This is a genomic window from Sphingomonas quercus (assembly GCF_018863195.1).
In the GTDB taxonomy this organism is placed as follows: Bacteria; Pseudomonadota; Alphaproteobacteria; order Sphingomonadales; family Sphingomonadaceae; genus Solisphingomonas; species Solisphingomonas quercus.
The window spans coordinates 117,947-140,289 of the sequence record NZ_JAHKRT010000001.1 but is presented as its reverse complement, the minus strand read 5'-3'; the positions used below and the strand labels follow the sequence as shown (position 1 = coordinate 140,289).

25 protein-coding genes and 1 tRNA gene are annotated in these 22,343 nt (G+C 69.9%); 15 read left to right on the top strand and 11 right to left on the bottom strand.

Going from position 1 to position 22,343, the window contains the following annotated elements:
• The first annotated feature begins 30 nt into the window (after window positions 1-30).
• The 4 genes from KOF26_RS00700 to KOF26_RS00685 all read left to right on the top strand — a co-directional run bounded on the left by KOF26_RS00700 (window position 31) and on the right by KOF26_RS00685 (window position 3,885).
• Window positions 31-168, top strand: coding sequence for a hypothetical protein (locus tag KOF26_RS00700; protein WP_216318429.1), 138 nt, complete (start codon window positions 31-33; stop codon window positions 166-168).
• The gene (locus KOF26_RS00695) at window positions 152-1,957 is read left to right on the top strand and encodes a hypothetical protein (RefSeq protein ID WP_216318426.1); all 1,806 of its coding nucleotides are present in this window, start codon (window positions 152-154) and stop codon (window positions 1,955-1,957) included. The genes KOF26_RS00700 and KOF26_RS00695 overlap by 17 nt, the downstream gene beginning before the upstream one ends.
• A complete protein-coding gene (locus KOF26_RS00690; protein ID WP_216318423.1) occupies window positions 1,954-2,841 on the top strand; it encodes a tyrosine recombinase in 888 nt (295 codons plus the stop codon). The genes KOF26_RS00695 and KOF26_RS00690 overlap by 4 nt, the downstream gene beginning before the upstream one ends.
• Before the next feature lie 102 nt (window positions 2,842-2,943).
• On the top strand, window positions 2,944-3,885 hold the full coding sequence (locus tag KOF26_RS00685; RefSeq protein ID WP_216318420.1) for an acetyl-CoA carboxylase carboxyltransferase subunit alpha: 942 nt from the start codon (window positions 2,944-2,946) through the stop codon (window positions 3,883-3,885).
• Between the two features lie 63 nt (window positions 3,886-3,948).
• On the opposite strand, the gene KOF26_RS00680 is transcribed toward KOF26_RS00685, so the two are convergent.
• Together KOF26_RS00680 and KOF26_RS00675 are read right to left on the bottom strand one after the other, a co-directional pair.
• A complete protein-coding gene (locus tag KOF26_RS00680; protein ID WP_216319852.1) occupies window positions 3,949-4,119 on the bottom strand; it encodes a Flp family type IVb pilin in 171 nt (56 codons plus the stop codon).
• A 119-nt stretch (window positions 4,120-4,238) separates the two neighbouring features.
• Window positions 4,239-4,412 (bottom strand): Flp family type IVb pilin, encoded by a 174-nt coding sequence (locus tag KOF26_RS00675; protein ID WP_435876830.1) that lies wholly within the window; start codon window positions 4,410-4,412, stop codon window positions 4,239-4,241.
• A gap of 80 nt (window positions 4,413-4,492) precedes the next feature.
• On the opposite strand from KOF26_RS00675, the gene KOF26_RS00670 reads away from it, so the two are divergent.
• Entirely contained in the window at window positions 4,493-4,897 is a 405-nt protein-coding gene (locus KOF26_RS00670) for a (deoxy)nucleoside triphosphate pyrophosphohydrolase (RefSeq protein WP_216318418.1), read from the top strand.
• Window positions 4,898-5,038: 141 nt separating this feature from the next.
• Here the strand turns inward: KOF26_RS00670 and KOF26_RS00665 are convergent, their stop codons facing one another.
• On the bottom strand, window positions 5,039-5,902 hold the full coding sequence (locus KOF26_RS00665; RefSeq protein WP_253200901.1) for a class I SAM-dependent methyltransferase: 864 nt from the start codon (window positions 5,900-5,902) through the stop codon (window positions 5,039-5,041).
• A 42-nt stretch (window positions 5,903-5,944) separates the two neighbouring features.
• On the opposite strand from KOF26_RS00665, the gene KOF26_RS00660 reads away from it, so the two are divergent.
• From KOF26_RS00660 to KOF26_RS00645, 4 genes are read left to right on the top strand one after another with little or no spacing between them, the layout of a single operon-like run.
• Complete coding sequence (locus KOF26_RS00660) at window positions 5,945-6,670, top strand: ComF family protein (RefSeq protein ID WP_216318410.1); 726 nt, start codon at window positions 5,945-5,947, stop codon at window positions 6,668-6,670.
• A 49-nt stretch (window positions 6,671-6,719) separates the two neighbouring features.
• Window positions 6,720-6,977 (top strand): glutaredoxin 3, encoded by a 258-nt coding sequence (gene grxC / locus KOF26_RS00655; RefSeq protein WP_216318407.1) that lies wholly within the window; start codon window positions 6,720-6,722, stop codon window positions 6,975-6,977.
• 5 nt (window positions 6,978-6,982) lie between these two features.
• On the top strand, window positions 6,983-7,798 hold the full coding sequence (locus tag KOF26_RS00650; RefSeq protein WP_216318405.1) for a nitrilase-related carbon-nitrogen hydrolase: 816 nt from the start codon (window positions 6,983-6,985) through the stop codon (window positions 7,796-7,798).
• Window positions 7,795-8,241 (top strand): DUF1178 family protein, encoded by a 447-nt coding sequence (locus tag KOF26_RS00645; RefSeq protein WP_216318402.1) that lies wholly within the window; start codon window positions 7,795-7,797, stop codon window positions 8,239-8,241. The genes KOF26_RS00650 and KOF26_RS00645 overlap by 4 nt, the downstream gene beginning before the upstream one ends.
• Here the strand turns inward: KOF26_RS00645 and KOF26_RS00640 are convergent.
• The gene (locus KOF26_RS00640) at window positions 8,238-9,143 is read right to left on the bottom strand and encodes a tetratricopeptide repeat protein (RefSeq protein ID WP_216318399.1); all 906 of its coding nucleotides are present in this window, start codon (window positions 9,141-9,143) and stop codon (window positions 8,238-8,240) included. The genes KOF26_RS00645 and KOF26_RS00640 overlap by 4 nt on opposite strands.
• A 68-nt stretch (window positions 9,144-9,211) precedes the next feature.
• Here KOF26_RS00640 and KOF26_RS00635 point away from each other — a divergent pair, with 68 nt between their 5' ends.
• Both KOF26_RS00635 and KOF26_RS00630 read left to right on the top strand, forming a co-directional pair.
• On the top strand, window positions 9,212-10,597 hold the full coding sequence (locus KOF26_RS00635) for a M20/M25/M40 family metallo-hydrolase (RefSeq protein WP_216318396.1): 1,386 nt from the start codon (window positions 9,212-9,214) through the stop codon (window positions 10,595-10,597).
• Between the two features lie 102 nt (window positions 10,598-10,699).
• The gene (locus tag KOF26_RS00630; protein ID WP_216318393.1) at window positions 10,700-11,365 is read left to right on the top strand and encodes a cyclic nucleotide-binding domain-containing protein; all 666 of its coding nucleotides are present in this window, start codon (window positions 10,700-10,702) and stop codon (window positions 11,363-11,365) included.
• Window positions 11,366-11,400: 35 nt separating this feature from the next.
• Here the strand turns inward: KOF26_RS00630 and cysS are convergent, their stop codons facing one another.
• From cysS to KOF26_RS00595, 7 genes are all read right to left on the bottom strand, one after another.
• The gene (cysS, locus tag KOF26_RS00625) at window positions 11,401-12,897 is read right to left on the bottom strand and encodes a cysteine--tRNA ligase (RefSeq protein ID WP_216318391.1); all 1,497 of its coding nucleotides are present in this window, start codon (window positions 12,895-12,897) and stop codon (window positions 11,401-11,403) included.
• 53 nt (window positions 12,898-12,950) lie between these two features.
• Window positions 12,951-13,415: a hypothetical protein gene (locus tag KOF26_RS00620; RefSeq protein WP_216318388.1), complete on the bottom strand. Its 465-nt coding sequence runs from the start codon at window positions 13,413-13,415 to the stop codon at window positions 12,951-12,953.
• A 91-nt stretch (window positions 13,416-13,506) separates the two neighbouring features.
• Window positions 13,507-13,944, bottom strand: a complete 438-nt coding sequence (locus KOF26_RS00615) for a TadE/TadG family type IV pilus assembly protein (protein WP_216318385.1) — start codon at window positions 13,942-13,944, stop codon at window positions 13,507-13,509.
• Window positions 13,941-14,474: a TadE/TadG family type IV pilus assembly protein gene (locus KOF26_RS00610; protein ID WP_216318382.1), complete on the bottom strand. Its 534-nt coding sequence runs from the start codon at window positions 14,472-14,474 to the stop codon at window positions 13,941-13,943. The genes KOF26_RS00615 and KOF26_RS00610 overlap by 4 nt, the downstream gene beginning before the upstream one ends.
• Entirely contained in the window at window positions 14,471-16,414 is a 1,944-nt protein-coding gene (locus tag KOF26_RS00605; RefSeq protein WP_216318379.1) for an autotransporter outer membrane beta-barrel domain-containing protein, read from the bottom strand. The genes KOF26_RS00610 and KOF26_RS00605 overlap by 4 nt, the downstream gene beginning before the upstream one ends.
• Before the next feature lie 102 nt (window positions 16,415-16,516).
• Complete coding sequence (locus tag KOF26_RS00600) at window positions 16,517-17,164, bottom strand: PilZ domain-containing protein (RefSeq protein ID WP_216318376.1); 648 nt, start codon at window positions 17,162-17,164, stop codon at window positions 16,517-16,519.
• 119 nt (window positions 17,165-17,283) lie between these two features.
• Window positions 17,284-17,357: transfer RNA gene (locus KOF26_RS00595), tRNA-Cys, on the bottom strand.
• 198 nt (window positions 17,358-17,555) lie between these two features.
• Here KOF26_RS00595 and KOF26_RS00590 point away from each other — a divergent pair.
• The 4 genes from KOF26_RS00590 to KOF26_RS00575 all read left to right on the top strand — a co-directional run bounded on the left by KOF26_RS00590 (window position 17,556) and on the right by KOF26_RS00575 (window position 22,283).
• Window positions 17,556-18,218, top strand: a complete 663-nt coding sequence (locus KOF26_RS00590; protein WP_216318373.1) for a protein-L-isoaspartate O-methyltransferase family protein — start codon at window positions 17,556-17,558, stop codon at window positions 18,216-18,218.
• Window positions 18,219-18,248: 30 nt separating this feature from the next.
• Window positions 18,249-19,703: a TolC family outer membrane protein gene (locus KOF26_RS00585; RefSeq protein WP_363181509.1), complete on the top strand. Its 1,455-nt coding sequence runs from the start codon at window positions 18,249-18,251 to the stop codon at window positions 19,701-19,703.
• Between the two features lie 32 nt (window positions 19,704-19,735).
• A complete protein-coding gene (locus KOF26_RS00580) occupies window positions 19,736-20,137 on the top strand; it encodes a DUF2497 domain-containing protein (protein ID WP_216318367.1) in 402 nt (133 codons plus the stop codon).
• A 103-nt stretch (window positions 20,138-20,240) separates the two neighbouring features.
• A complete protein-coding gene (locus tag KOF26_RS00575; RefSeq protein WP_435876829.1) occupies window positions 20,241-22,283 on the top strand; it encodes a S9 family peptidase in 2,043 nt (680 codons plus the stop codon).
• The last annotated feature ends 60 nt before the right edge of the window (window positions 22,284-22,343 follow it).

The following is a 22,343-nucleotide window of genomic DNA, read 5'->3' as shown; positions in this document are numbered from 1 at the left end:
TTGTTGCCAGAATTCACGGAAACCTTCCTCATGTCGCGTCCCCTGCTTATCCTGATCCTGCTCATCGTGATCGTCATTGGCGGCGCCATTGCACTCGCCAGCCGCAATCATGAGGTGCCGCAGACCCGGGTCGAGAAGGACGTGCTGAACGATGCGGCCGCGAAATAGGGCGATCGCGCTCGCGGCGCTGGCCGGCGCGGCGGCGATCGCGCTGCCGGTGCTGGCGCAGGACAGTCGCCCCGAATCCCTGCTGCCGCCCGGCTTTGGCGAGCCGGCGCCGGCGCCGGCGGCGGGCGCCGCCCCTGCCGCCCCCACGCCGGCGGCACCCGCCGCCCCCGCCCCGGTGACGGCGCTGCCCGCCGCCGAAGGGCAGCAGATCGTCACCGTTGCCGCGCCGCCGCCGCCCTCGCCGGACGAGCTTGCCGCCGCCGAGGAAGCCAAACAGGCTGATGAGCTGCCCCCGCAGGCTCGCCGTCCGATCGACCGGGTCGGGCCGCTGGCGGTGGCGCGCGGCGGCTTCGCGCCCGATGCCTTCGGGCGCGCGGACGGGCGTTTCCTGGTCGGGCTGATGACCCGGCTGGATGCGCCGGTCGCGTCCCGCTGGGCATCGATGCTGCTGCGGCGCGCGCTGCTCAGCCCGATCCCGGCGCCGGCCAGGGTCCAGCCGGCCGATTGGGTGGCCGAGCGGGCTGCGCTGCTGCTGCGCATGGGCGAGGCGGACGCGGCGCGGCTGCTGGTCCAGTCGGTCGACGGCGATCGCTATACCGCGCGGCTTTACGCGGTGGCGCTGGCGACGGCCGAGGCGACATCCGATCCGGTGGCGCTGTGCGGCATCGCCGATCGCGGCGCTGCCGCCAACAAGGCGCCGGAGTGGCAGCTCGCCCGCGCCATATGTGCCGGCCTGTCGGGCGATTCGGCGACCTCCGGCGAGATCCTTGACAAAGCCCGCGCCGACCGCACCGCCGGCGGCATCGACCTGCTGCTTGCCGAAAAGCTGGCGGCGGCCGGCACCAATGATCGCCGTGCGATCACGATCAGCTGGCGCAGCGTCAACAAGCTCACGCCCTGGCGCTTCGGCATGGGCAACGCCGCGTTCGTGCCGCTGACCCCGCAACTTCTCGAAGGCGGCGGCCCGGCGATGACCGCCTGGGCGGCGCGCACGCCGGCCATCCCCTATTCGGCGCGGATCGATCCGGCGCGCACCGCCGCGGTGCTCGGCGTGTTCTCGAACAGCGCGCTGGTCGATCTCTATTCGACGCTCGGCGACGATGCCGACCCCACCGCCGAGGACAATAGCGTCACCGGCCGCCTGCGCCTCGCCTATGCCGCGCCCGAACAGTCCGACCGGGTGGCGGCGCTGCGCAAGATCTGGGCCGATCCGCCGACCGCGGCCGACCGCTACGCCAACGCCATCCTGACGGCGCGCGCCGCAGCGCTGATCCAGCCCAAGGACGATTTCGCGTCGGATGCCGGCGATCTGATCGCCGCGATGCTGTCCGCCGGCTTTGATCGCCGCGCCGCGCAATGGGCGCCGCTGCTGCCGAGCGGCTCCTCGGGCGAGCTGGGGTGGAGCCTGCTCGCCGTCGCCGCGCCGCGACCGGTGATCACGATCGACGCCAAGCGCATCGCTGGCATGGGCCAGACCCGCCGCGCCCAGCTGCTCGTCGCCGGCCTCGCCGGTCTCGGCCGCCTGCCGGCTGACGCGCTGGGCGAGCTCGACGGGGCGACTGCCGCCGGCCTCGGCCATCAGGACGCCTGGACCCGCGCCATCGACGGCGCCGCCGCGCGCGGCCAGTCCGGCATGGTCGCGCTGCTCGCCGCGATCGGGTTGCAAAGCCCGGCCTGGGACGGCGTGCCGCCTGCCTATCTGCGCCACATCGTCGCCGCGCTCGCCGCCACCGGCCACGAGGCCGAGGCGCGGATGATCGCTGCGGAAGCGATCAGCCGATCGGCATGAGCGGGGCGGGCGATCGGGAGCTCATCGCCCGCTTCCTCGAAATGATGGCTGCGGAGGCGGGCTCGGCGCGCAACACGCTGCTCGCCTATCGCGCCGACCTGGAGGGCGCGTCCGCGGGCCTGCCGGGCGGGCTGGCGCGAGCGGACGAGGCGGCGCTGGCGACGCTCGCCGAAAGCTGGATGACGCTGGCGCCGGCGACGATCGCGCGGCGCGGCACGGCATTGCGCCGCTTCTTCGCCTTTCTCCGCGACGAGGGATTCCGCGAGGACGACCCGGGCGAGGCGCTGCCGCGCGGCCGTGCCCGCCGCACCCTGCCGAAGACGCTGGGCACGGCCGACATCGACCGCCTGTTCGCCGCGCTCGCCGAACGTGCCCCGACGCCGCTGACGCTGCGCCTCACCGCGCTGATCGAGCTGCTTTATGGCTCGGGCCTGCGCGCCACGGAACTGGTGTCGCTGCCGCGCCGCGCCATCCGCCCCGGTCAGCCCTTCGCGATCCTCCGCGGCAAGGGCGGCAAGGAGCGGCTGGTGCCGATCTCCGAACGCGCGCTGGAGGCGGTGGCGAAATGGTCGGCGACGCTGCCGCCGGGCGGCGACTGGCTGTTCCCCTCGGGCAAGCGCCATCTCAGCCGCATCCGCCTCTACCAGCTCGTCAAGGAACTGGCGGCGGAGGCGGGGCTCGATCCGGCGCGGATCAGCCCGCACGTCCTGCGCCACGCCTTCGCCACCCATTTGCTCGAAGGCGGGGCCGACCTGCGCGCGCTCCAGGCGATGCTCGGCCATGCCGACATCGCCACCACCCAGATCTACACCCATGTCGATTCGCGGCGTCTGGTGGAACTGGTGAACGCGCGCCATCCCCTGGCGGATGTCCCGGCCGCCTGAGCCATTCCGTCGTCATTCCGGACAGGGTCGAGAGCGGGGGGAATGCTCCGATACCCCGGACGACATTGACCGCGCCGCCCCAGCCGCCTAACCCGCGCCGCCATGGTCGCCTATCTGGATTTCGAGAAGCCCGTCGCGGAGCTGCAGGCCAAGGTGGCGGAGCTGCGCGCCGCCAATGGCAGCGGTGCCGTCGACATCGACGCCGAGATCGCCAAGATCGAGGCCAAGGCCGACAAGCTGCTGCGTGACTGCTACACGAGGCTGACGCCCTGGCAGAAAACACAGGTCGCCCGCCATCCGGAGCGGCCGCATTTCAAGGATTACGTCGCCGGCGTGGTCGAAGGGTTCGTGCCGCTGGCCGGGGACCGCGCCTTCGCCGACGACAAGGCGATCATCGGCGGCTTCGGCCGCATCGCCGGTCGGCGGGTGATGGTCATCGGCCACGAGAAGGGCGACGATACCGCCAGCCGCATCCGCCACAATTTCGGCATGGCCAAGCCCGAAGGCTATCGCAAGGCGATCCGCCTGATGGAGCTGGCCGATCGCTTCGGCCTGCCGGTGGTGACCCTGGTCGATACCTCCGGCGCCTTTCCCGGCGTGCAGGCCGAAGAGCGCGGCCAGGCCGAGGCGATCGCGCGCTCCACCGAGACCTGTCTGTCGCTCGGCGTGCCGCTGATCGCGGCAGTGGTCGGCGAGGGCGGCTCGGGCGGCGCGGTGGCGCTGGCCGCGGCCAACCGCGTGCTGATGTTCGAGCATGCCGTCTATTCGGTGATCTCGCCGGAAGGCTGCGCCTCGATCCTGTGGCGCACCGCCGAGAAGGCTGCCGACGCTGCCGAGGCGATGAAGGTCACGGCACAGGATCTGCGCCGGCTGGGCGTGGTCGATCGCGTCATCCCCGAGCCGGTCGGCGGCGCGCACCGCCATCGCGACGAGGCGATCAATGCCCTCGGCGCGGCGCTGTCCGAGGAACTGGCCTCGCTGGCCGGCGAGACGCCCGAAGCGCTGCGCTCCGCCCGCCGCGATAAATTCCTGGCGATCGGCTAGGCACGAGAAAGGCGGCAGGCCCAAGGACCCGCCGCCTCTTCATTCCCCCGCCCGGAAAAGCGATCAGGAAGCGTTGTTCAGCTGCTCGCTGACGCTGTTGAAGGTGGTGTTCAGGCTGGTGCCGAGGCCACGCATCGCGCCAATGGCGGCGACGGCGATGAGCGCTGCGATCAGGCCGTATTCGATAGCGGTCGCGCCCTTCTGGTTGCGGACGAGCTTGGCGATGAACTTCATGGCAATCTCCTTGGCGATGGTCCCGGCCGCCCCGCGATGAGGCGAATGCAGGGGAAATACACCGAATGTGGTTGCAAAAGACTTAAGGTAGATGCGCGAAAAGCCCCGAAACAACGGCGTCATCCGCTGATACGGACCTCCTGATCCACCCGCTGCCAGAAACCGAGGACATTGCCGCCGACCGCGCTGAGGCCGCCGACGATGGCCAGCGCGATGAGGGCGACGATCAGGCCATATTCGATCGCCGACGCGCCGCGGCTGTCGCGGGCGAGCGCGTCCAGGCCCTTGCGCAACATTTTCCGCATCGTCATTCCCCAAATGGGCGGCAAGCCGCGGCCTGCGCCTAGATCATCGAAGTGAAGGAAGAGTAACGATGGCAGCGGAGCTTCTGCTGGTGACGGCGGCCGCACTGGTCGATCGCGACGGGCGCGTGCTGGTGCAGCAGCGTCCCGACGGCAAGCCGATGGCCGGCCTCTGGGAATTCCCCGGCGGCAAGGTCGAGCCCGGCGAGACGCCCGAGGCGGCGCTGATCCGCGAATTGCACGAGGAGCTCGGCATCGACGTCAACGCCGCCTGCCTCGCCCCGGCGACCTTCGCCAGCGAGGCGCTGGGCGAGCGGCATCTTCTGCTCATGCTCTATGCCTGCCGCAAATGGGCGGGTACGCCCGAGCCGCGCCACGCCACCGCGCTGAAATGGGTGCGCCCGGTGGCGCTGCACGCGCTCGACATGCCGCCCGCGGACCGGCCGCTGATCGGCCTGATCGAGGCGCTGTTGTGACAGGCCGTGCCTGTCGACAAGCCCTGTCATCCTGAACTGGCTTTCGGGAGGCGCGCCTCGCCGGGCCTGAGTGCCTGTCGCGGCGCCGACTTCGGACCGGTGATGTCGGGGAAATGCCGGCCCTGCCTCGCCCCCAAACTCTCAGCCGCGACCCTTCAGCTCGTCCGCCAGCGAGCGCACCGCGCTGCCCCGCCGGGCCGGCTTGGGCTGGCTCTCGTCCGGCGCCCAGCCGAGGCAGTAGATCAGCTCCAGCCGCTCGCGCACGCGCCCGTCGGGCTCGGCCTCGTCCTGAAAGGCGGCGAAGGCGGCGCCGGCCTGGAGCCGTGTCAGCGCGCGCCGGCTGCGCTGGATGAGCGCGTTGGCGGCGCCGGCAGCGCGGATGTCGGCGACCAGCCCGGCCAGCGAGCGATAGCGCACGTCGAGCGACTCGCCGTCCGCCACCGGCAGCGCGAAGCCAGCCCGCTGGAGTAGGTCCCCCATCGCGCGCACATCGATCTGCGGATGGAGGCGGGGGCTGGCGGCGCCACCGGGCCCGGCCATGTCGGCGGCGTGCATGGCGGCGCGCAGCCGCGGCAGGCTCCCCGCGCCGACCAGCCCGGCGATGAACAGCCCGTCGGGTCGCAGCACGCGCCGGATCTGGATCAGCGCGCCGGGCAGATCGTTGACCTGATCCATGCCGCCAGCCCACACGACGAGGTCAAAACTCGCCTCCGCGAGCGGCATGCAGTCCTCGTCCCAGGGCTGACCGCCGCCGCGCGCGGCGTTGACGGGGCCGGCGTCGGCGCGGGTCACCTCGATGCCGCGCGCGGCAAGCGGGGCGGCGATGCTGTCGTCGCTGCTGCCGAGATCGAGCGCCCGGGTGAACGCGCGCTTCACCAGCTCCAGCCGCTCAATCAGCTCGGCGGCGATATGGGCGCGCACGAAATCCTCGGCCGGCATGCGGGCGGCGCGATCGCGGCGGAGGCGGCGAAGCGCGCGGTCGAATATCTCGGGGCTGCTGCTCATCGCCGGGCTTGTGCGCGCGGTGCGGCGAGGTGACAAGCGGCCATGCCCGCTCTCGCCGCGCTCGGCGGCCGCCTGCTCGATTTCGCCTTGCCGGCGCGCTGTCCGGGGTGCGGCGTCGTGGTCGACGCGCCGCATCTCTTCTGCCTCGATTGCTGGCAGGGGCTCGACTTTCTCGGCGGGCCGGCCTGTGCGCACTGTGGCCAGCCCTTCGCGCACGATATGGGCGAGGGTGCGCTGTGCGCGCCGTGCCTCGCCGATCCGCCGCCCTATGACGGGGTGGCCGCTGCCGTTGCCTATGGGGAGACGGCGCGGGTGCTGGCGCTGCGCCTCAAATATGGCGGGCGGCCCGGCCTCGCCGGTACGGTCGCGCGGCAGATGCGCCGGCGGATCGAGAGGGAGGAGGGGGCGGTGCTGGTGCCGGTGCCGCTGCATCGCTGGCGGCTGTGGCGGCGCGGCTATAATCAGGCCGCGCTCATCGCCCGCGCGCTGTCGCGACAGACCGGGCTGCCGCTTGACGTCGACATGCTGGTGCGCACCCGCGCCACGCCGGTGCTGCGCGGGATGGGTCCGAAGGCGCGGGCCGAAGCCGTCGCCGCCGCCTTCCGCGCCGCGCCGCGCGCCGCAGGCCGGCGCATCCTCCTCGTCGATGACGTGTTTACCACGGGCGCCACCGCCGCCGCCTGCGCCCGCGCGCTCAAGCGGGCCGGGGCGGTGGAGGTGCGGCTGCTCTGCTGGGCGCGGGTGGTGACCGGTGACGAGCCATGTTGACAGGGCGGCGATGCGACCACAACTGAAGGCGCCCCGGAAAGGACGGATAATGGCCAAGGTCGAGATCTACACGAAAATGTTCTGCCCCTATTGCACGCGGGCCAAGCAGCTCCTCGCCAGCAAGGGCGTCGATTTCGCGGAGACCGACATCACCATGGGCGGGGACGGCCGCAGGGAGATGCTGAGCCGCGCCAACGGGCAGACCACAGTCCCGCAGATCTTCATCAACGGCGATCATGTCGGCGGGTCGGACGATCTCGCCGCGCTGGACCGGGCAGGCAAGCTCGACGCTCTGCTCGCGGCCTGACGAGGATGCGCGTCGCGCTCTTCCAGTCGACCACCGGCATCGACCCCGCCGCCAACGCCGCCGCGCTCGCCGATGCGGTGGCCGCGGCGGCGGCGGGCGGGGCGGCGATGCTGTTCACTCCCGAGATGGGCAACCTCGTCGATCGGGATCGCGCGCGCGCCGCCGCCCATATCCATAGCGAGGCCGATGATTCGGTGCTCGCCGCCGTCCGCGAGGCAGCGGCGGAGGCCGGCATCTGGGTGCATCTCGGCTCGCTGGCGCTGGCCGGCGGGGAGGGCGGCCGGTTCGCCAATCGCGGTTTCGTGATCGGTCCGGACGGCACGATCCGCGCGCGTTATGACAAGATCCATCTGTTCGACGTGGATCTGCCGACCGGCGAGAGCTGGCGCGAATCGGCGGCCTATGCGCCGGGCGCTGGCGCCGTCGTCGCCGACACCCCGCTCGGGCCGATGGGCCTGTCGATCTGTTACGACATGCGCTTCCCCGATCTCTATCGCACGATGAGCGACGCCGGCGCCGTCGCCTTCGCCGTGCCCGCCGCCTTCACCGTGCCAACCGGCCGCGCGCATTGGCACGTGCTGCTCCGCGCCCGCGCCATCGAGGCCGGCGTGTTCGTGATCGCTGCCGCCCAGACCGGCCATCACGAGGATGGACGCGACACCTACGGCCATTCGCTGGTCATCGATCCATGGGGCGAGGTGATCCTCGACATGGGCGAGGCGCCCGGCCTCGGCTTTGCCGAGGTCGATCCGCACGCGGTGGCCGCCGTCCGCGCCCGCGTGCCGGCGATCGCCCATCGCCGCCCGATCGCGCTCCTGTGATCGTCTTTGATCTCAAATGCGGCGCCGCCCATGTGTTCGAGGCGTGGTTCGGCTCGTCGGCGGATTATGAGCAGCAGAAGGCGCGCGGCCTGCTCTCCTGCCCGATGTGCGGCGACCCCGGCATCGACAAGGCGGTGATGGCGCCGGCGGTAGCGGCCAAGGGCAATCGCGCCGCGCCGGCCATGCCGATGGCAACCGGCGCCGACGCCGAGTGCAAGGCGATGCTCGCCGCCCTCGCCAGGGCGCAGAAGCAGATGCTGGAGGGCTCCGACTGGGTCGGCAGCGCCTTCGCCGCAGAAGTCCGCGACATGCACAATGGCGACCGGCCGCAGCGCGCCATTCATGGCGAGGCGACGCCGGACGAGGCCCGCGCTCTGATCGAGGATGGTCTGCCGGTGGCGCCGCTGCCCTTCCCGGTCACTCCGCCGGGCCGCGAGAACTAGGCGCCCGGCAAGCCCAGCGCCTTCGCCGCTTCGCCGAGCCGGGCGAGATTGGCCTGATCCCCGGCGAGCGCCGCGCGTCCCTCCGCGAGCGCCCGACTGGCGCCGGCCCGATCGTTGAGTACCGCGCGCGCCTGCATCAAGCGGACCCACCCTTCGCCATCCCGGGGGCTGGCCTTGAGCCGCGCGGCGAGCCGGTCGACCATCTGGCGGATCATCGCCTGCTGCTGCTCGGGCGTCATCTGGGCTGCGGCCTGCACCTGTTCCTGTGACGGGCCGGAGGAGGGCGGGGGCGGCGGCAGCCGACCGGCGATGTCGACCCCGTTCTTCGCCGCCACATCCTGGACGAGCTGGCGCACGTCGCGCGCCCAGGGGGCGTTGGCGGGCCCGTCCTTCAGCATCGCGATCCAGTCGTCGATGGCGCCCTTGTGATCCCCGCCGAGATCTTTCTTCATGGCCAGGAAATAGCGGGCGCGCGCATCCTTCGGATCGACTTGCAGCGCCTTGCGGAAGGCGAGCTCGGCACGCGGCGAGACCCCGACCTTCTCCGCCATCACCGTCGCCTCGCCCAGCGCCGACCAATAGTCCGCCCTCGCCGGGTCGATCGACGTCGCCTTGGCATAGGCGTCGGCGCTCTGCTGATAGCGCCCGGTCTCGAAATTGGCCCAGCCGAGCAGGCGCCAGCCATTGGCGTCGGTGGTGTTGCCGCGCAGCCTTTCCTCCAGCTGCGGGATCATGGCGGCGACGTCCGGTGCCTGTCCCGGCGCGCCGGCGGCCGACGGTGGCGGCGGCGCGGGCGGCGCCTCCGGCCCGCCGCGCAGCGTGGCGACGCCGATCGCGGCGACGGCGATCAGGGCTGAGGCGCCCAACGCGATGCGGGACGGCGTGAGTGTCTTGTCGGCCATAGCCCAGCTCTCTAGCGACCGGCGGGCAAGCTGGTAAAGCGATAGTCGGAAAAGCGGGGGGCGACGGCATGCGGAAGCGGTTGGCGGCAGGTCTGGCGGCGGCAGCCGCACTGGCGGGCGCGGCTCCGGCGCAGGGGCCGGCGACGCCCGGCGGGCGCGAGGCGCTGGCGATCCTGCAAAAGGCGGTGGCGGTGCCCACTGTCGCCGGGCGCGGGCAGGTGCCGGTGCTGGCGCGCTGGATCGGCGAACGGCTGGTCGCCGGCGGCTTCGCGGCCGGCGACATCGCCTTCACCCCCGTCGGCGAGACCGGCTATCTCACTGTCCGCTATCCGGGGCGCGATCGCAGCGCCAGGCCGATCGTCCTGCTCGGCCATATCGACGTCGTCGAGGCGAAGCGCGAGGATTGGCAGCGCGATCCGTTCGTGCCGGTGATCGAGGGCGGCTATGTCTATGGGCGCGGCGCGCTCGACGACAAGGGCGACGTCTCGATCCTGCTTGCCGCGCTTCTCCAGCTGAAGGCGGCCGGCTGGGTGCCGGGCCGCGACCTGGTGCTCGCGCTGACCGGCGATGAGGAGACCAGCATGGCGAGCACCCGGGCCGCCGCCAGCGCGCTCCGCAACGCCGAGCTGGTGCTGAACGCGGACGCCGGCGGCGGCCTGCTCGACAAGGACGGCAAGCCGATCGCCTATCGGCTGCAGGCCGCCGAGAAGACCTATGCCGAATATGTGCTGACCGTCACCGATCCCGGAGGGCATTCCAGCCGTCCGGGCAAGGTTAACGCCATCTACCGGCTCGGCGCCGGGCTCGCCAGGCTGGCCTCCTTCCAGTTCCCGCCCGAGCTCAGCCCGGTGACCAGGGCCTATTTCGAGGCCAGCGCGCCGCGCACGCCCGGCCCGCTCGGGGCGGCGATGAAGGCCTTCGCCGCCAATCCGCGCGACGCCGCCGCCGCCGCGACGCTGTCCGATGATCCCGAATATGTCGGCCTTGTCCGCACCACGTGCGTGGCGACGATGATCGACGGCGGCCACGCCCCCAACGCGCTGCCGCAGCGCGCCGAGGCGGTGATCAATTGCCGCATCTTTCCCGGCACCTCGATCGCCGCGATCGAAGCGCAGCTGAAGCAGATCGTCGCGGATCCCGGCATCGCCGTCGCCTATCGCGACGCGGGTACGCTGGCGGCGCCGGAATCGCCGCTCCGCGCCGATGTGGTGAAGGCGGTGACGGACGCGGTGCACGCCCGCGCGCCCGGTCTGCCGATCCTGCCGGCGATGGAGGCTGGCGCCACCGATTCGATGCATTTCCGCGCTCTGGGGGTGCCGGCCTATGGCGTCGCCAGCATCTTCATGAAATCCGAGGATGATCGCGCCCACGGCCTCGACGAACGGCTGCCGCTGGCCACGCTGGATGCCGGGGTCGCGCAATGGCAGGCAGTGCTCAAGGCGCTGGCCAGATAAGCACGCCCGCGTGCCGCGCTTACGCGCTGGCCGGCCCGGGCCATTGTCGTTAAAGCCGGAAATCGGGGAAAAGAATTTCAGGAAACGGGACTGGCCGGGGCGATGACTCTCGCGCAGATGGCGATGCTGGCAGCAGGCGGCGTGCTCGTCGTCATGTCGTTCATCAAGGATGTTCGCGCGATCCGCGCCGGGCTGGCGATCGCCGGCGCGCTCGGCCTTTATGCGGCGATCGCCACGCATCGGCCGATCGCTTCAGGCGTGGCGACGCTGCTCGTCATCGTCAATCTGATCCAGCTCCTGTTGCTGTTCGTCCGGCGCGACCGCGTCCGCATGACCGCGGAGGAGGGCCATTTCGCCGAGACGGCGCTGTCCCGGATGAGCCGCACCGCCGCCTGGCAGCTGCTCGGCCAGGGGCTGTGGATCGACGGTCTGGCCGGCGAGACCCTGATCAAGGAGGGGGAGCGCGCGCCGCATCTCTTCTACCTCAGCGAAGGCGAGGCGACGGTGCTGAGCGGCGACCAGCCGGTCGCGACCTGCGGCGCTGGCCATTTCCTCGGCGAGATCACCGCGCTTGCCGGCACCCCGGCCACCGCCACTGTGCGCCTCGCCACCAAATCCCGTTTCTGGTGCATCGAGGCCGAGGCGCTGAACCGCTTCCTCGCCGCCAATCCCGATCTTCGCCCGGCGCTGGAGAGCGCCTTCGTCGGCGACATCGCCGAGAAGCTCCGCCTCGCCAACCAGCGGCTGGCCGAGCAGCTTCAGCACTGATCGCCGCCCCTCCGGGGTACTGCCGAGGCGCCGCTTCAGGCGAGGTCGACGCGCCAGTCCCAGCCGAGCGGATCGCCGTCCATGATCTCGACGCCGGCGGCGTTGAGTTCATCCCTTATCGCATCGGATCGGGCGAAGTCCTTGGCGGCGCGCGCTTCCTTGCGCCCGGCGAGCCTCTCCTCGATCGCGGCTGCATCCAGCGCCGCCTGCCCTGGCCGGACGCGCAACGCGGCGCGGGTGACATGCATCAGGTCGAGGCCGAGGGCGAGGTCCATCGCCGCGACGAGCCGCAGGCGCGTGCCGGCGGGGATCGTCCTGTCGCTGGCCACTTCCTCCACCAAGGGCAGGGCGCGGGGCAGGTTGAGGTCGGCGGCGATCGCGTCGTCGAAGGCGGCGAGGGGGGCGGGCGGCAACTCGCCGAGCGCTTCCAGCTGCCACCGATAGGAGGCGCCCTTGCCGTCCCTGGCCTGGTCGAGCACCGCCATCCAGGGCTGCGGCCCGACCTCGGCGCGAAGCTTCTCCACCTGTCCGACGAGGCGCTTGAGCCGGGTCAACGCCGCGCCGAGGCTGTCGGCGGAGAAATCCAGTTCCGATCGATAATGCGCAGAGAGGCACAGCAGGCGATAGGCGAGCGGATGCACGCCGCGCTCGACGATGCTTGCCAACGTCGAGAAGCCACCCGAGGACTTGGACATCTTGGCGCCACGATCGACGAGGAAATTATTGTGCATCCAGATATTTGCACCAGTTTCCTGACAGCCGGTGAAAGCCTGGTTCTGGGCGATCTCGTTGGGATGGTGGATCTCGCGATGATCAATGCCGCCGGTGTGGATATCGAATTGCTGGCCGAGATACTTCATGCTCATCACCGAGCATTCGAGATGCCAGCCGGGCGCACCGGGCCCCCACGGGGACTCCCACTCCATCTGCCGCGTCTCTCCGGCCGGCGACTTGCGCCATACCGCGAAGTCGGCGGGGTGGCGCTTGCCTTCCACTTCGGCGATGCGGCCCACCGTCTCATCGGTGGCGCTGCCGGCCAGACGGCCGTAATCGGGTACCGATGTCGTGTCGAAATACAGGCCGGATTCAAGTGGATAGGTATGTTTCTCGATAGCCTGTGTGAAGGCGATCATATCCTGCACATGATCCGTCGCGGTCGACCAGATGGTCGGCTCGCGGATGTTGAGCGCCTTGAGATCGGCCTTGAACGCGGCGGTGAAAAAGGCGGCGATGTCCCAGATCGTCTTGCCGGCGGCCGATGCCGCGCGCTCCATCTTGTCCTCGCCGGCGTCGGCGTCCGAGGTCAGATGGCCGACGTCGGTGATGTTGATGACATGGGTGACCGCGTAGCCCTTCCAGTTCAGGACCCGGCGCAGCGTGTCGGTAAACACATAGGCGCGCAGATTGCCGAGATGGGCGAAATTGTAGACGGTCGGCCCGCAGGAATAGAGGCGCACCATCTTCGGATCGATGGGGGTGAAGACCTCGAGCGATCGGGTCAGGCTGTTGAACAGGGTGAGGGGCGCGGACATGCGCCCTCATTCGGTAAGCGGCGGGCGCAGGTCAACCCTGTGACCGGTGGAGATCAGGTGCCCGCCGAACTGCGCGCCGCCAATCCTTCGGGTGCCAGCCCCTTGCCGAGCAGCACCGTCGCGACCTTGCCGAGCGCGGTAAACGCCGCGTCCAGCTCCGCCCGATCGGTCCCGCCGCTTTCGCGGCACAGCATCAGCGACAATGTGGCGCGGGCGCAGTGGGGACGGCTCAGCGCGTCGGCCCAGAGCTGCAACAGCACTGCCTCGATATCGTCGATGCGCGGTGCGCCGGGGGGCGGCAGCATCAGCCGCTCCAGCTCGCCGCCCTCCAGAAGCAGCATCAGCCGGTGTAGATCGGGCAGCGCGGCGATCACCCCGCAATGGAGAAATGCAGGGGCGATGGCGCCAGGCGGGCAGGTGCCCGAAGCGCGGGCCTGCGCCCAGCCGCGCATGGCCCAGAGAAGAAGGCGGCTGCCCGGTCCGATGGCATTCACCGGCTGATCGATAAGCTCGTACATGGCCCGTTCCTACATGCAAATGACTTGCAATAGCAGAAGAGCGCGGCGCGGTGTCTGGGTCAAGCCTTTTTGCGAACGTATCGCAAAAACGTCAGGCTGACGGCGTCGGAGCCACCGGGAAGCAGGCCGAGGCGGTGAGGCCATGCCCCGCCACCGGCAGGATATGCCCGATGCGGCTTGCGAACGGGCTGGTGATGGCGACGCCGTTCATGCCCGGCTGATTCTGGCAGAGCGGGTTGTTGCTGGCGGCGTTGCTCTCGATGTGCACCGCCCCGGCGGCGATGCGCACGCCCGAGGCGCGGGCCCTCGTCACCGCCCATGCCGGCATCGCGCTGACATCGGTGCAATCGCTTGATTTCAGGGCCATGCAGCGCGCGGCGGCGAAGGCGGTTTCCTGGAGCACCTGTTGCGTCCAGATCATCCGCCCGCCTTCCAGCAGCAGGAAGATCATCGCCAGCATCGCGGGCGCGACAAGGGCGAACTCCACTGCGGTGGCGCCGCGCCGGTCACGGAAGAGGTGGCGGATCATTGCAGCGGGATCGTCGCGGAATCGGCCATGGTGCCGCCGAACACCGCGTTCCGGGGCAGCACGACCGGCCGATAGGGATAGCTGGCGCGGATCGTCAGATAATAGCCGGCCGGCGCCGAGTGCGCGCATGGGCTGCCGCAGCTGGCGGGCGCATAGCTGGTGACGCCGTTGAGGGTGCTGATGCAGGCGCAGGTGCGGGCCGTGTCGCCCTTGGCGGCGCAGGCGAGGTCCCCGCCGCCATTGCACGTCACATTCACCTGCACCGCGCCGGGCAGGCGGGCGGCGGCCTGCACATAGGCGCGAATGCTCGTCGCAGTGGCGGCGCCGGCGGCATCACGCGCGTTGAACGCCATCATCGCCCCCTGCTCGACGGCGACATGCAGGCGGAGCTGGTAGGTGCGCCACAGCGCGAAATCGAGCCCGCCGAGCGCGGTCAGGAAGAAGCAGGTCGACCACAGCGCGAATTCGAGCGCCGCGACGCCGCGCCGGTCGTCGGCCAGCCGGCGGAGAAAGGCGAGCAACCGCATCATCGGATCAGCGAAAGGGTCGCCGGGCCGCCGGTCTGGCCGCTGCCCGTCGCCGGGCAGCCGATGCCGCTGATCGCGCCGCCTTCCCTGAGCGTCACCGTGTCGGCGACCAGCGTGAAGCAGCGGCTGCCCGACCGGAAGCTGGTGCCGCCGTCCATCACGAACGCCGAATAGGGGGACCACCACACTCCGGACAGCAGCATGTTGGCGCCGTGGCTGAGGGAGGTGGGCTGCCTGGTGCGCGTCGCGAACAGGATATCCGGCAGTGCCTCGCCGACCGCCGCCTGCGGCGCGCGCATGTCCACGCCGCTGCCGCCGCCGAGCGACACCCGGCCGGACATGAAGAAGCTGACGTCCGTGCCGGTCATCGCGCCGCCGGTGCCGTTGGTGAAGTCGCCGTTGATCGTATAGGCGCCGCTGCCGAAGCTGGCGCTGCCGGCGAGGTTCATCGTCCCCTTGATAAAATGGTTGGCGGCGGCGCCGAAGATCAGGTTCGTGCCGCCTGCCGTGGTGATGCCGCCGCTGGTGACGAAGCTCTTCGAGGCGCCGAATTTCAGCGTCGAGCCGCCGTCCACGAAGATCGACGTGCCGCCTGTGTCGCCGATGGCGATCCTGCTGGTCGGGCCGCCGGCGATGTTGAGGACGGTGCCGCCGGTGACCTTGAGCTGGCCGGGCGAGATGAAATCGCCCTCGCCGACGTTGAGCGTGCCGCTGACGTTCAGCCCGCGAAAGGCATGGGTGCCCGCGCCGATCGAGATCGTGCTCCAGGTGAAGTTGGCGGTGGCGTTAACGATGAGATTGCCATTGCCGATCGAGAAATTGTTGAAGCGCACATTGCCCTGGCCAATGGCGAGGCTGGAATTGCCCATGGCCATGCCGCCGCTGCCGGTGTCGATCCCGCCATTCACCTTCCAGTCGCTGCCGTCGCCGATGGTGAGGGGATTGCTGCCGTTGACGAGGCCGTTGTTGATCGTGACGGTGGACGCCCCTTGAAAGGTGACGCGCACGCCGCCGTCCACGGTCAGCTTCCTGATCCGGTAGGTCTGTCCCGCTGCCGGTGGCGGCACCACATAGACGCCGCCCTCCACGAGGTAGGGCTTCACGGTGTTGCTGGATCCGTTCCAGTCGAAATACCAGTCCTTGCCGCCATTGGGCGTGTCCGGATCGGTGATGCTGGCGGACGGGATAAAGAATGAGGGATCGTCCGCCTTGTCGAGCGCGGCCTTCAGCGCGGCGCTGGCGGCGAGCGGATCCCTGGCCGCGCCGGGCACGTTGGCCGAGATCTTGTTGTCCTCGGGCGTGGTCTTGATCCAGCTGCCGCCGTTGCGGGTCACCGCACCGCCGGAAATCACCTGCCTCGCGGTGATGTTGCCGCCTTCGTTCAGCGTGATCGGGGCGTTGGCGACGACCACGCAGCCGTCCGCGACGATGCCGGTGCCGCCGGACAGCGCCACGCCATTCTGCGCGGTGGACGACAGGGCGATGATGCAGCCGCCGCTGCCCTTGTCGCCAGGCGCCGTGTCCGACACCGCCGCAACCCCCTTGGCGCTGACGCCGTAGCTGAGCGCCGGCGTCAGCACGCGGGTGAGGCGGAGCGGCACGCTGGTGGTGACAGTGACGCTGATCAGCTTGCGCGTCGGCCCGTCGGCGGTGGGGCCGGCCAGCGACACCCCGGATGGCGCCACGCCATTGGCGGCCGCGATCGCCTGCGCGGTGTCGGACAGCGTCCTGGCGAGGTTCGGGTCGGTGCGATTGGCGTTATAGGCCATCGCAGCGGCCAGGGCGGCGGCGTCCGCGATGCGCTGGTTGGAGACTTTTTCGGCATAGCCCTGGCTCGCCTCGACAGCGAGGCCGGACATGCCGATCGTCGCCGTTACCGAGAGTGCGCCGATCACGCTCACGCCGCCGCGCGTCGCCCGGCACAGGTGACGGAGTCCGGACATTGCGGAGAAAAACACGGGAGCCATGCGGCCTTATCGCGCATGATCCTTGCCCCGCGGTGTTCGCGCAGGGTTAAATCCCGCTAACCATGTGCAATTTATGCCTTATCGCGGGGACTGGCCGCGCAGCCAGCCGGTCAGCTCCGGATAGGGGATGACCTGGTTGAAGGCGATGCCGGCCTGGCCGTCGCTGCACCAGCGCACGACGCCGGCGACCGCGCGGAACCCCTCCATCGTGATCACCGCATCGGCACCGATCGCGACCGGCTTGTCGACCGCCAGCTTCACGCCGCCCTGCGAAATGTCGACGACGGTGACGCGGTGATAGTCCGCGCCGAGGCGCATCGTGGCGCGACAGCGGTGGGAGAGGCGCGGCGGGCGCGGGTGGCGGCCGTCGACGAACTCCTCGCGATCGGCGAGGAGCGCGGCAACGTCGATCGGCTCGTCGAACTGGATGCCGGCGGCGTCGTCCCTGGTCCAGCGGATCTCGCCGGCCAGCCGACGCTCGGCGCGCAGCTCGATGACGACATGCTCGCCGACCTGGACGGGGCGATAGAGCTTCGCCATCAGTCCGCCTGCCGAGATGTTGCGGATCAGGCAGAAATCCTCGCCGCGCGGCGTGCGCATCTTGCCGACGCGCAGGATCGACATGTGGCGCTGTCCGGAGCGGCGCTCCTGCGCCGACATCGGCGTGGCCGGGGGCGCGCCGGCGACAGCGGAGCGCGTTTCATCGCTCTTTTCGTCGTTGAACATCGGTTCTCGCCGCCCTTGACCATTGTCTGATTCGCGCGAGCCATGTCGCGCTTCAGCCACGTAGGCTACGCAGACTTCCTTTCCGAAACCTTTGCGTTGCGCCGGAACGGGTTCGGAAATGGAGGCCCGAGCCGGAATCGAACCGGCGTGCAAGGATTTGCAGTCCTCTGCGTAACCACTCCGCCATCGGGCCCCGATGTGGAAGCGGGGCAGATGCGAGGCTTTGCCCGGCCTGTCAACCGGCATGGGACACGCTCGTACCGTAAACGCTTTGCAAACCATATTCGTGGCAAGCGGCCGCCGACGCTTGGCGCGCGCGCACGCTGGCGATACAGACAAAGGCAGTTTGACTGTATTGCGTGTATAACACACTTGTGCGACAGGAGTGCTCATGACCGAACCGGCGACAGATCAGGACTTCGCGGCCGCCCGCAAGGCGATGGTGGCGAGCCAGTTGCGCACCAACGCCGTCACCGACGCCGGCGTGCTGGCCGCGATGGGCCGCGTGCCCCGCGAGGCGTTCGTCGGCCCCGGGCAGCAGCCCGTGGCCTATATCGACCGCGCCCTGCCGCTCGGCGGCGGGCGGCAGCTCAACCCGATCCTCGCCACCGCGCGGCTGCTCGACGCGGCGCGCCCGCGCCCGGGCGAGCGCGCGCTCGTCATCGGCGCGGCGACGGGCTATTCGGTCGCGGTGCTCGCCGATATCGGCCTGGCGGTGACCGCGGTGGAGTCCGACCCGGCGCTCGTCGCGCAGGCCCGCGGCGCGCTTCATCATGCCGCGACCGCGGTGGACGAGGGCCCCCTCGCCGAGGGCCATGCCGGCGGCGGCCCCTATGATCTGATCCTGATCGACGGAGCGGTGGAAGAAGTGCCGCAGGCGATCGTCGACCAGCTCGTCGATGGCGGGCGGCTCGCCACCGGCATCGTCGAACGCGGCGTCACCCGTCTCGCGCTGGGGCGCAAGTCGGGCTCGGCGTTCGGTCTCTTCCCCTTTGCCGATTCGGAGGCGGTGGTGCTGCCCGGTTTCGCCAAGGTGAGGGCGTTCAGCTTCTAAGAACAGAAATGAGAAGGGGGAGAGGGGATGGTGTTGCATAAGCGGGGTGCCTTGATCGCGGGGACGGCGATCCTGGCGGCCATGGCCGGGGTGGCAGAGGCGACGACGCTGCGCGATGCCCTGATCCAGTCGTACAACACCAATCCGACCATCACCGGCGCGCGTGCCCAGTTGCGCGCCGTGGACGAGAATGTCGCCATCGCCAAGGCGAACGGCCGTCCGGCCTTCAGCGGGCAGGTCGGCTTCACCCAGAATTTCGACGGCATCGGCACCTTCGCATCCCGCGGTCGCCAGCTTCAGGCGACGAGCACGCTGAGCGTGCCAGTGTTCCAGGGCGGCGCCGTGCGCTCGGCGATCAAGGCGGCCGATGCGCGCGTCGAGGCCGGCCGGGCGGACCTGCGCGGCGTCGAGGCCGACCTCTTCACCGAGGCCGTCGGCGCCTATATGGACGTGATCCGCGATCAGTCGATCGTCCAGCTCAACGAGAATCAGGTGAAGGTGCTGGAGACCAATCTCCAGGCCTCGCGCGATCGCTTCGAGGTTGGCGACCTCACCCGCACCGATGTCGCCCAGTCGGAAGCGCGTCTGTCGGGTGCGCGCAGCCAGCTGGCGGTCGCGCAGGGCAACCTCGTTTCCAGCCAGGAGAATTTCCGCCGGGTGACGGGCCTCGAGCCGGTCAACCTCGAGCCGCCGCCGCCGCTGCCGATCCTGCCCGACAGTCCGGATCGCGCCACCGAGGTGGCGATCGAGAATAATCCGCAGCTTGCCTCGATCGCCGCCACTGCGCGCGCCAACGGTTTCGACGTGGGCACGGCGCGCGCCGGCCTGCTGCCCAGCATGCAGATCTTTGCGGGAACATCCTATCTCAATTATCTCAACACCTTGCAGCAGGCGTCGGGCCTGCCCGGGGTCGCCGGCAACCAGGTGGTGACGACGTCGAACGTCGGCGTGCGTCTCAACGTGCCGCTCTATCAGGGCGGCCTCGTCGCCGCCCGGGTACGTCAGGCGCGGGCACTGCAGTCGCAGGCGTTCGAGCAGACCGTGCTGGTCGAGCGATCGGTGGTCGCCCGGGCGCGCTCCAGCTTTGCCAGCTTCCGCGCCTCGAATGAGGCGATCACCGCGAATCAGGTGGCGGTGTCGGCCAACCAGCTGGCGCTGGAGGGCGCGCGCGCCGAGAACAGCGTCGGCACCCGCACCGTCATCGAGGTGCTGAACGCCGAGCAGGAGCTGCTCAACAGCCGCGTCGCGCTGGTCAGCGCGGAGCGCGACCGCTACGTCGCCGGCTTCGCGCTGCTCAATGCGATGGGACAGGCCGAGATCAGGAATCTCAACCTGGAAAATCCCGGGCCGCTCTATGATCCGGCGGTGAACTACAACCGGGTTACGCGCAGCATCTCGGATTTCGCGCTCGGTTCCCCGCCGACGACCCAGGCGACGCGCACGGTCGGCCCGACCACCGTCTCCGGGCCGCAACAGCCGAGGTGACAGCGCGGCATGGCTGAGCGATAACGCACATCATGGGACCGGACGAACAATCCATCGAGGACATCCTGGCCTCGATCCGGCGCGTCATCACCGAGGAGGAGGTGGCGCCCGAGGCCGAGCCGGACGACGAACTGGAGCTGACGGAGCCGCTGGACATCACCGCCGCGCCGCAGCCTCAAGCTGCGACGGCGCCAGCGCCGCGGCCGGCCCCGGCCCTGGTATCGCCCGGCGCCGCCGACGCCAGCCGGCAGGCGCTCACCTACCTCTCCAGCCTCAAGCTCAGGAGCGGCGATCCGGCCGACGACACTCTCCACGGCCTCGTTCGCGAGTTGCTGAAGCCGATGCTCAAGGCGTGGCTGGACGCGGAGCTGCCGACCCTGGTCGAGCGGCTGGTCGTGCAGGAAATCGCCAGGCTGACGGCGGACCGGAGCTGACTTTTCCCCGTCGGTTCGCGTCCGCCGGGGAGCCATCCATCCGCCTGTCTGCCCCGGAACACCTTTCAGCCGAACGCAAACCGGCTAGAATATAGCCATGAAAATGCGCTCCATCGCGGCCCTTGCCGCAGCTTCTGCGGCCCTGTTGGCCACCACAGCCAATTCCCGCCCGTTCACGCCGAAGGACCTCGCCTCGCTCCGCCGCCTGTCCGCGCCGGTCGCGTCGCCCGATGGGCGCACCCTTGTCTGGCAACAGCGCGAAACCGACTGGACCGGCAACAAGGGCCATTTCGATCTCTGGTCGCTGAATCTCTCGGTGAAGGGCGCGAGGCCGGTCAAGCTCGCCCCCGATCCGACGCACAACGCCACCGATCCCTATTACACCGACGACGGCACCCTCTGGTTCCTCTCCGACCGTACCGGCGAAGGACAGGTGTTCGCGATCGCACCCGGTGGCGATCTGCGCCAGGTGACGCGCTTCCCGGCCGGCGTCGATGGTTTCCTGCCCAGCCCCGACGGCGCCAGCCTGGTCGTGTGGGCGGCGCGGCGCCCGGGCGTGGCGAACCTTGCCGAGCCGGTGCCGCCGAAATCGCCGGAAGCCGGCTCGGCGCGCACCTATGACCGGCTGTTCATCCGACACTGGGACACATGGGCGGATGATACGCGCAACATGCTGTTCGTGCTGCCGCTCGCCAATGGCGTCGGGCAGGGGCGGGCGATCTCGATCGAGCGGCTCGACGGCGACGCGCCCTCCCGGCCCTATGGCGGTCGTGAGGAGCTGAACTGGAGCCCGGACAGCAAGACGGTCTATTTCACGCTCCGCGAGGCCGGCCGGATCGAGCCGCTGTCCACCAATCTCGATATCTGGTCGGTGCCCGCGGACGGTTCGGCCGAGCCGACCAACCTCACCGCCGCCAACAAGGCGATGGACACCCAGCCGGCCGTCTCGCCGGACGGCAAGTGGCTGGCCTATGCGGCAATGGCGCGGCCCGGTTATGAATCGGATCGGCTCGTGCTCCAGTTGCGCGAGCTCGCCACCGGCAAGGTGCGCGCGCTCACCCGGGACTGGGATCGCTCGGTCGGCTCCATCCAATGGGCGAAGGACGGCAAAAGCCTGCTGGTCACCGCCGAGGACGAATTCGACGTGCCGGCGTTTCGCGTCGACATCCCGACTGGAAAGGTCACCCGCCTGAGCGCCGCCGGCACAGTCAGCGCGATGGTGCCATTGACGGATGGCGGCGTGATCGTCGCGCGCGATACCATGCTCGCGCCGGCGGATCTGTACCGGCTGCCGCCAGCGGGTGGCGGCGGAACGCAGCTGACGGCGATCAACGCCGACCTCCTCGCCGGCGTCGACATGCCGACCGCGGAGAAGTTCAGCTTCAAGGGCGCCGGCGGCGACACGGTGTGGGGCTGGGCGGTGAAGCCGGCCGGGGTGCCGGCGGGCACCAGGCTGCCGATCGCTTTCCTTATCCATGGCGGGCCGCAGGGCAGCTTCGGCAATGGCTGGTCGTATCGCTGGAACCCGGCGGTGATGGCCGAGGCGGGATTCGGCGTGGTGACGATCGATTTCCATGGTTCGACCGGCCATGGCCAGGCCTTCACGGACGCGATCAACCAGGATTGGGGCGGCAAGCCGCTCGAGGATCTCAGGCTCGGCCTCGCCGCCGCCACCGCGCGTTATGGCTGGCTGGACGAAAGCCGCGCCTGCGCGCTGGGCGGCTCTTATGGCGGCTTCATGACCAACTGGATCGCCGGCAACTGGCCGGACCGCTTCAAATGCCTCGTCACCCACGCCGGCGTGTTCGACGCGCGCGGCATGGCCTATCAGACCGAGGAATTGTGGTTCGACGAATGGGAGCATGGCGGCCGTCCCTATTATGAAGCGCCGGCCGATTATGAGCGCTGGAACCCGGTCAACATGGTCGATCGCTGGCAGACGCCGATGCTCGTCATCCATGGCGAGAAGGATTTCCGCATTCCCTATACCCAGGGGATCGGCGCCTTCACCGCGCTCCAGCGGCGCAATATCCCGTCGCGGCTCGTTGTCTTTCCGGACGAGAATCATTGGGTGCTGAAGCCGCGCAACAGCCTGCAATGGCATGAGGAAGTGCTGGGCTGGCTGAAGAGGTGGACCGCGCGATAGTCTGCCGCCGGCGGTTCGAGGGGCAGTCAGCTGTCTTGAACGCCATCCACCACCCCGCTA

Bases quoted from the DNA above. Each gene is read 5' to 3' on its own strand.
- KOF26_RS00700 (WP_216318429.1), top strand. From the start codon at position 31: ATGTCGCGTCCCCTGCTTATCCTGATCCTGCTCATCGTGATCGTCATT.
- KOF26_RS00695 (WP_216318426.1), top strand. From the start codon at position 152: ATGCGGCCGCGAAATAGGGCGATCGCGCTCGCGGCGCTGGCCGGCGCG.
- KOF26_RS00690 (WP_216318423.1), top strand. From the start codon at position 1,954: ATGAGCGGGGCGGGCGATCGGGAGCTCATCGCCCGCTTCCTCGAAATG.
- KOF26_RS00685 (WP_216318420.1), top strand. From the start codon at position 2,944: ATGGTCGCCTATCTGGATTTCGAGAAGCCCGTCGCGGAGCTGCAGGCC.
- KOF26_RS00680 (WP_216319852.1), bottom strand. From the start codon at position 4,119: ATGAAGTTCATCGCCAAGCTCGTCCGCAACCAGAAGGGCGCGACCGCT.
- KOF26_RS00670 (WP_216318418.1), top strand. From the start codon at position 4,493: ATGGCAGCGGAGCTTCTGCTGGTGACGGCGGCCGCACTGGTCGATCGC.
- KOF26_RS00665 (WP_253200901.1), bottom strand. From the start codon at position 5,902: ATGAGCAGCAGCCCCGAGATATTCGACCGCGCGCTTCGCCGCCTCCGC.
- KOF26_RS00660 (WP_216318410.1), top strand. From the start codon at position 5,945: ATGCCCGCTCTCGCCGCGCTCGGCGGCCGCCTGCTCGATTTCGCCTTG.
- grxC (WP_216318407.1), top strand. From the start codon at position 6,720: ATGGCCAAGGTCGAGATCTACACGAAAATGTTCTGCCCCTATTGCACG.
- KOF26_RS00650 (WP_216318405.1), top strand. From the start codon at position 6,983: ATGCGCGTCGCGCTCTTCCAGTCGACCACCGGCATCGACCCCGCCGCC.
- KOF26_RS00640 (WP_216318399.1), bottom strand. From the start codon at position 9,143: ATGGCCGACAAGACACTCACGCCGTCCCGCATCGCGTTGGGCGCCTCA.
- KOF26_RS00635 (WP_216318396.1), top strand. From the start codon at position 9,212: ATGCGGAAGCGGTTGGCGGCAGGTCTGGCGGCGGCAGCCGCACTGGCG.
- KOF26_RS00630 (WP_216318393.1), top strand. From the start codon at position 10,700: ATGACTCTCGCGCAGATGGCGATGCTGGCAGCAGGCGGCGTGCTCGTC.
- cysS (WP_216318391.1), bottom strand. From the start codon at position 12,897: ATGTCCGCGCCCCTCACCCTGTTCAACAGCCTGACCCGATCGCTCGAG.
- KOF26_RS00620 (WP_216318388.1), bottom strand. From the start codon at position 13,415: ATGTACGAGCTTATCGATCAGCCGGTGAATGCCATCGGACCGGGCAGC.
- KOF26_RS00615 (WP_216318385.1), bottom strand. From the start codon at position 13,944: ATGATCCGCCACCTCTTCCGTGACCGGCGCGGCGCCACCGCAGTGGAG.
- KOF26_RS00610 (WP_216318382.1), bottom strand. From the start codon at position 14,474: ATGATGCGGTTGCTCGCCTTTCTCCGCCGGCTGGCCGACGACCGGCGC.
- KOF26_RS00605 (WP_216318379.1), bottom strand. From the start codon at position 16,414: ATGTCCGGACTCCGTCACCTGTGCCGGGCGACGCGCGGCGGCGTGAGC.
- KOF26_RS00600 (WP_216318376.1), bottom strand. From the start codon at position 17,164: ATGTTCAACGACGAAAAGAGCGATGAAACGCGCTCCGCTGTCGCCGGC.
- KOF26_RS00590 (WP_216318373.1), top strand. From the start codon at position 17,556: ATGACCGAACCGGCGACAGATCAGGACTTCGCGGCCGCCCGCAAGGCG.
- KOF26_RS00580 (WP_216318367.1), top strand. From the start codon at position 19,736: ATGGGACCGGACGAACAATCCATCGAGGACATCCTGGCCTCGATCCGG.
- KOF26_RS00575 (WP_435876829.1), top strand. From the start codon at position 20,241: ATGCGCTCCATCGCGGCCCTTGCCGCAGCTTCTGCGGCCCTGTTGGCC.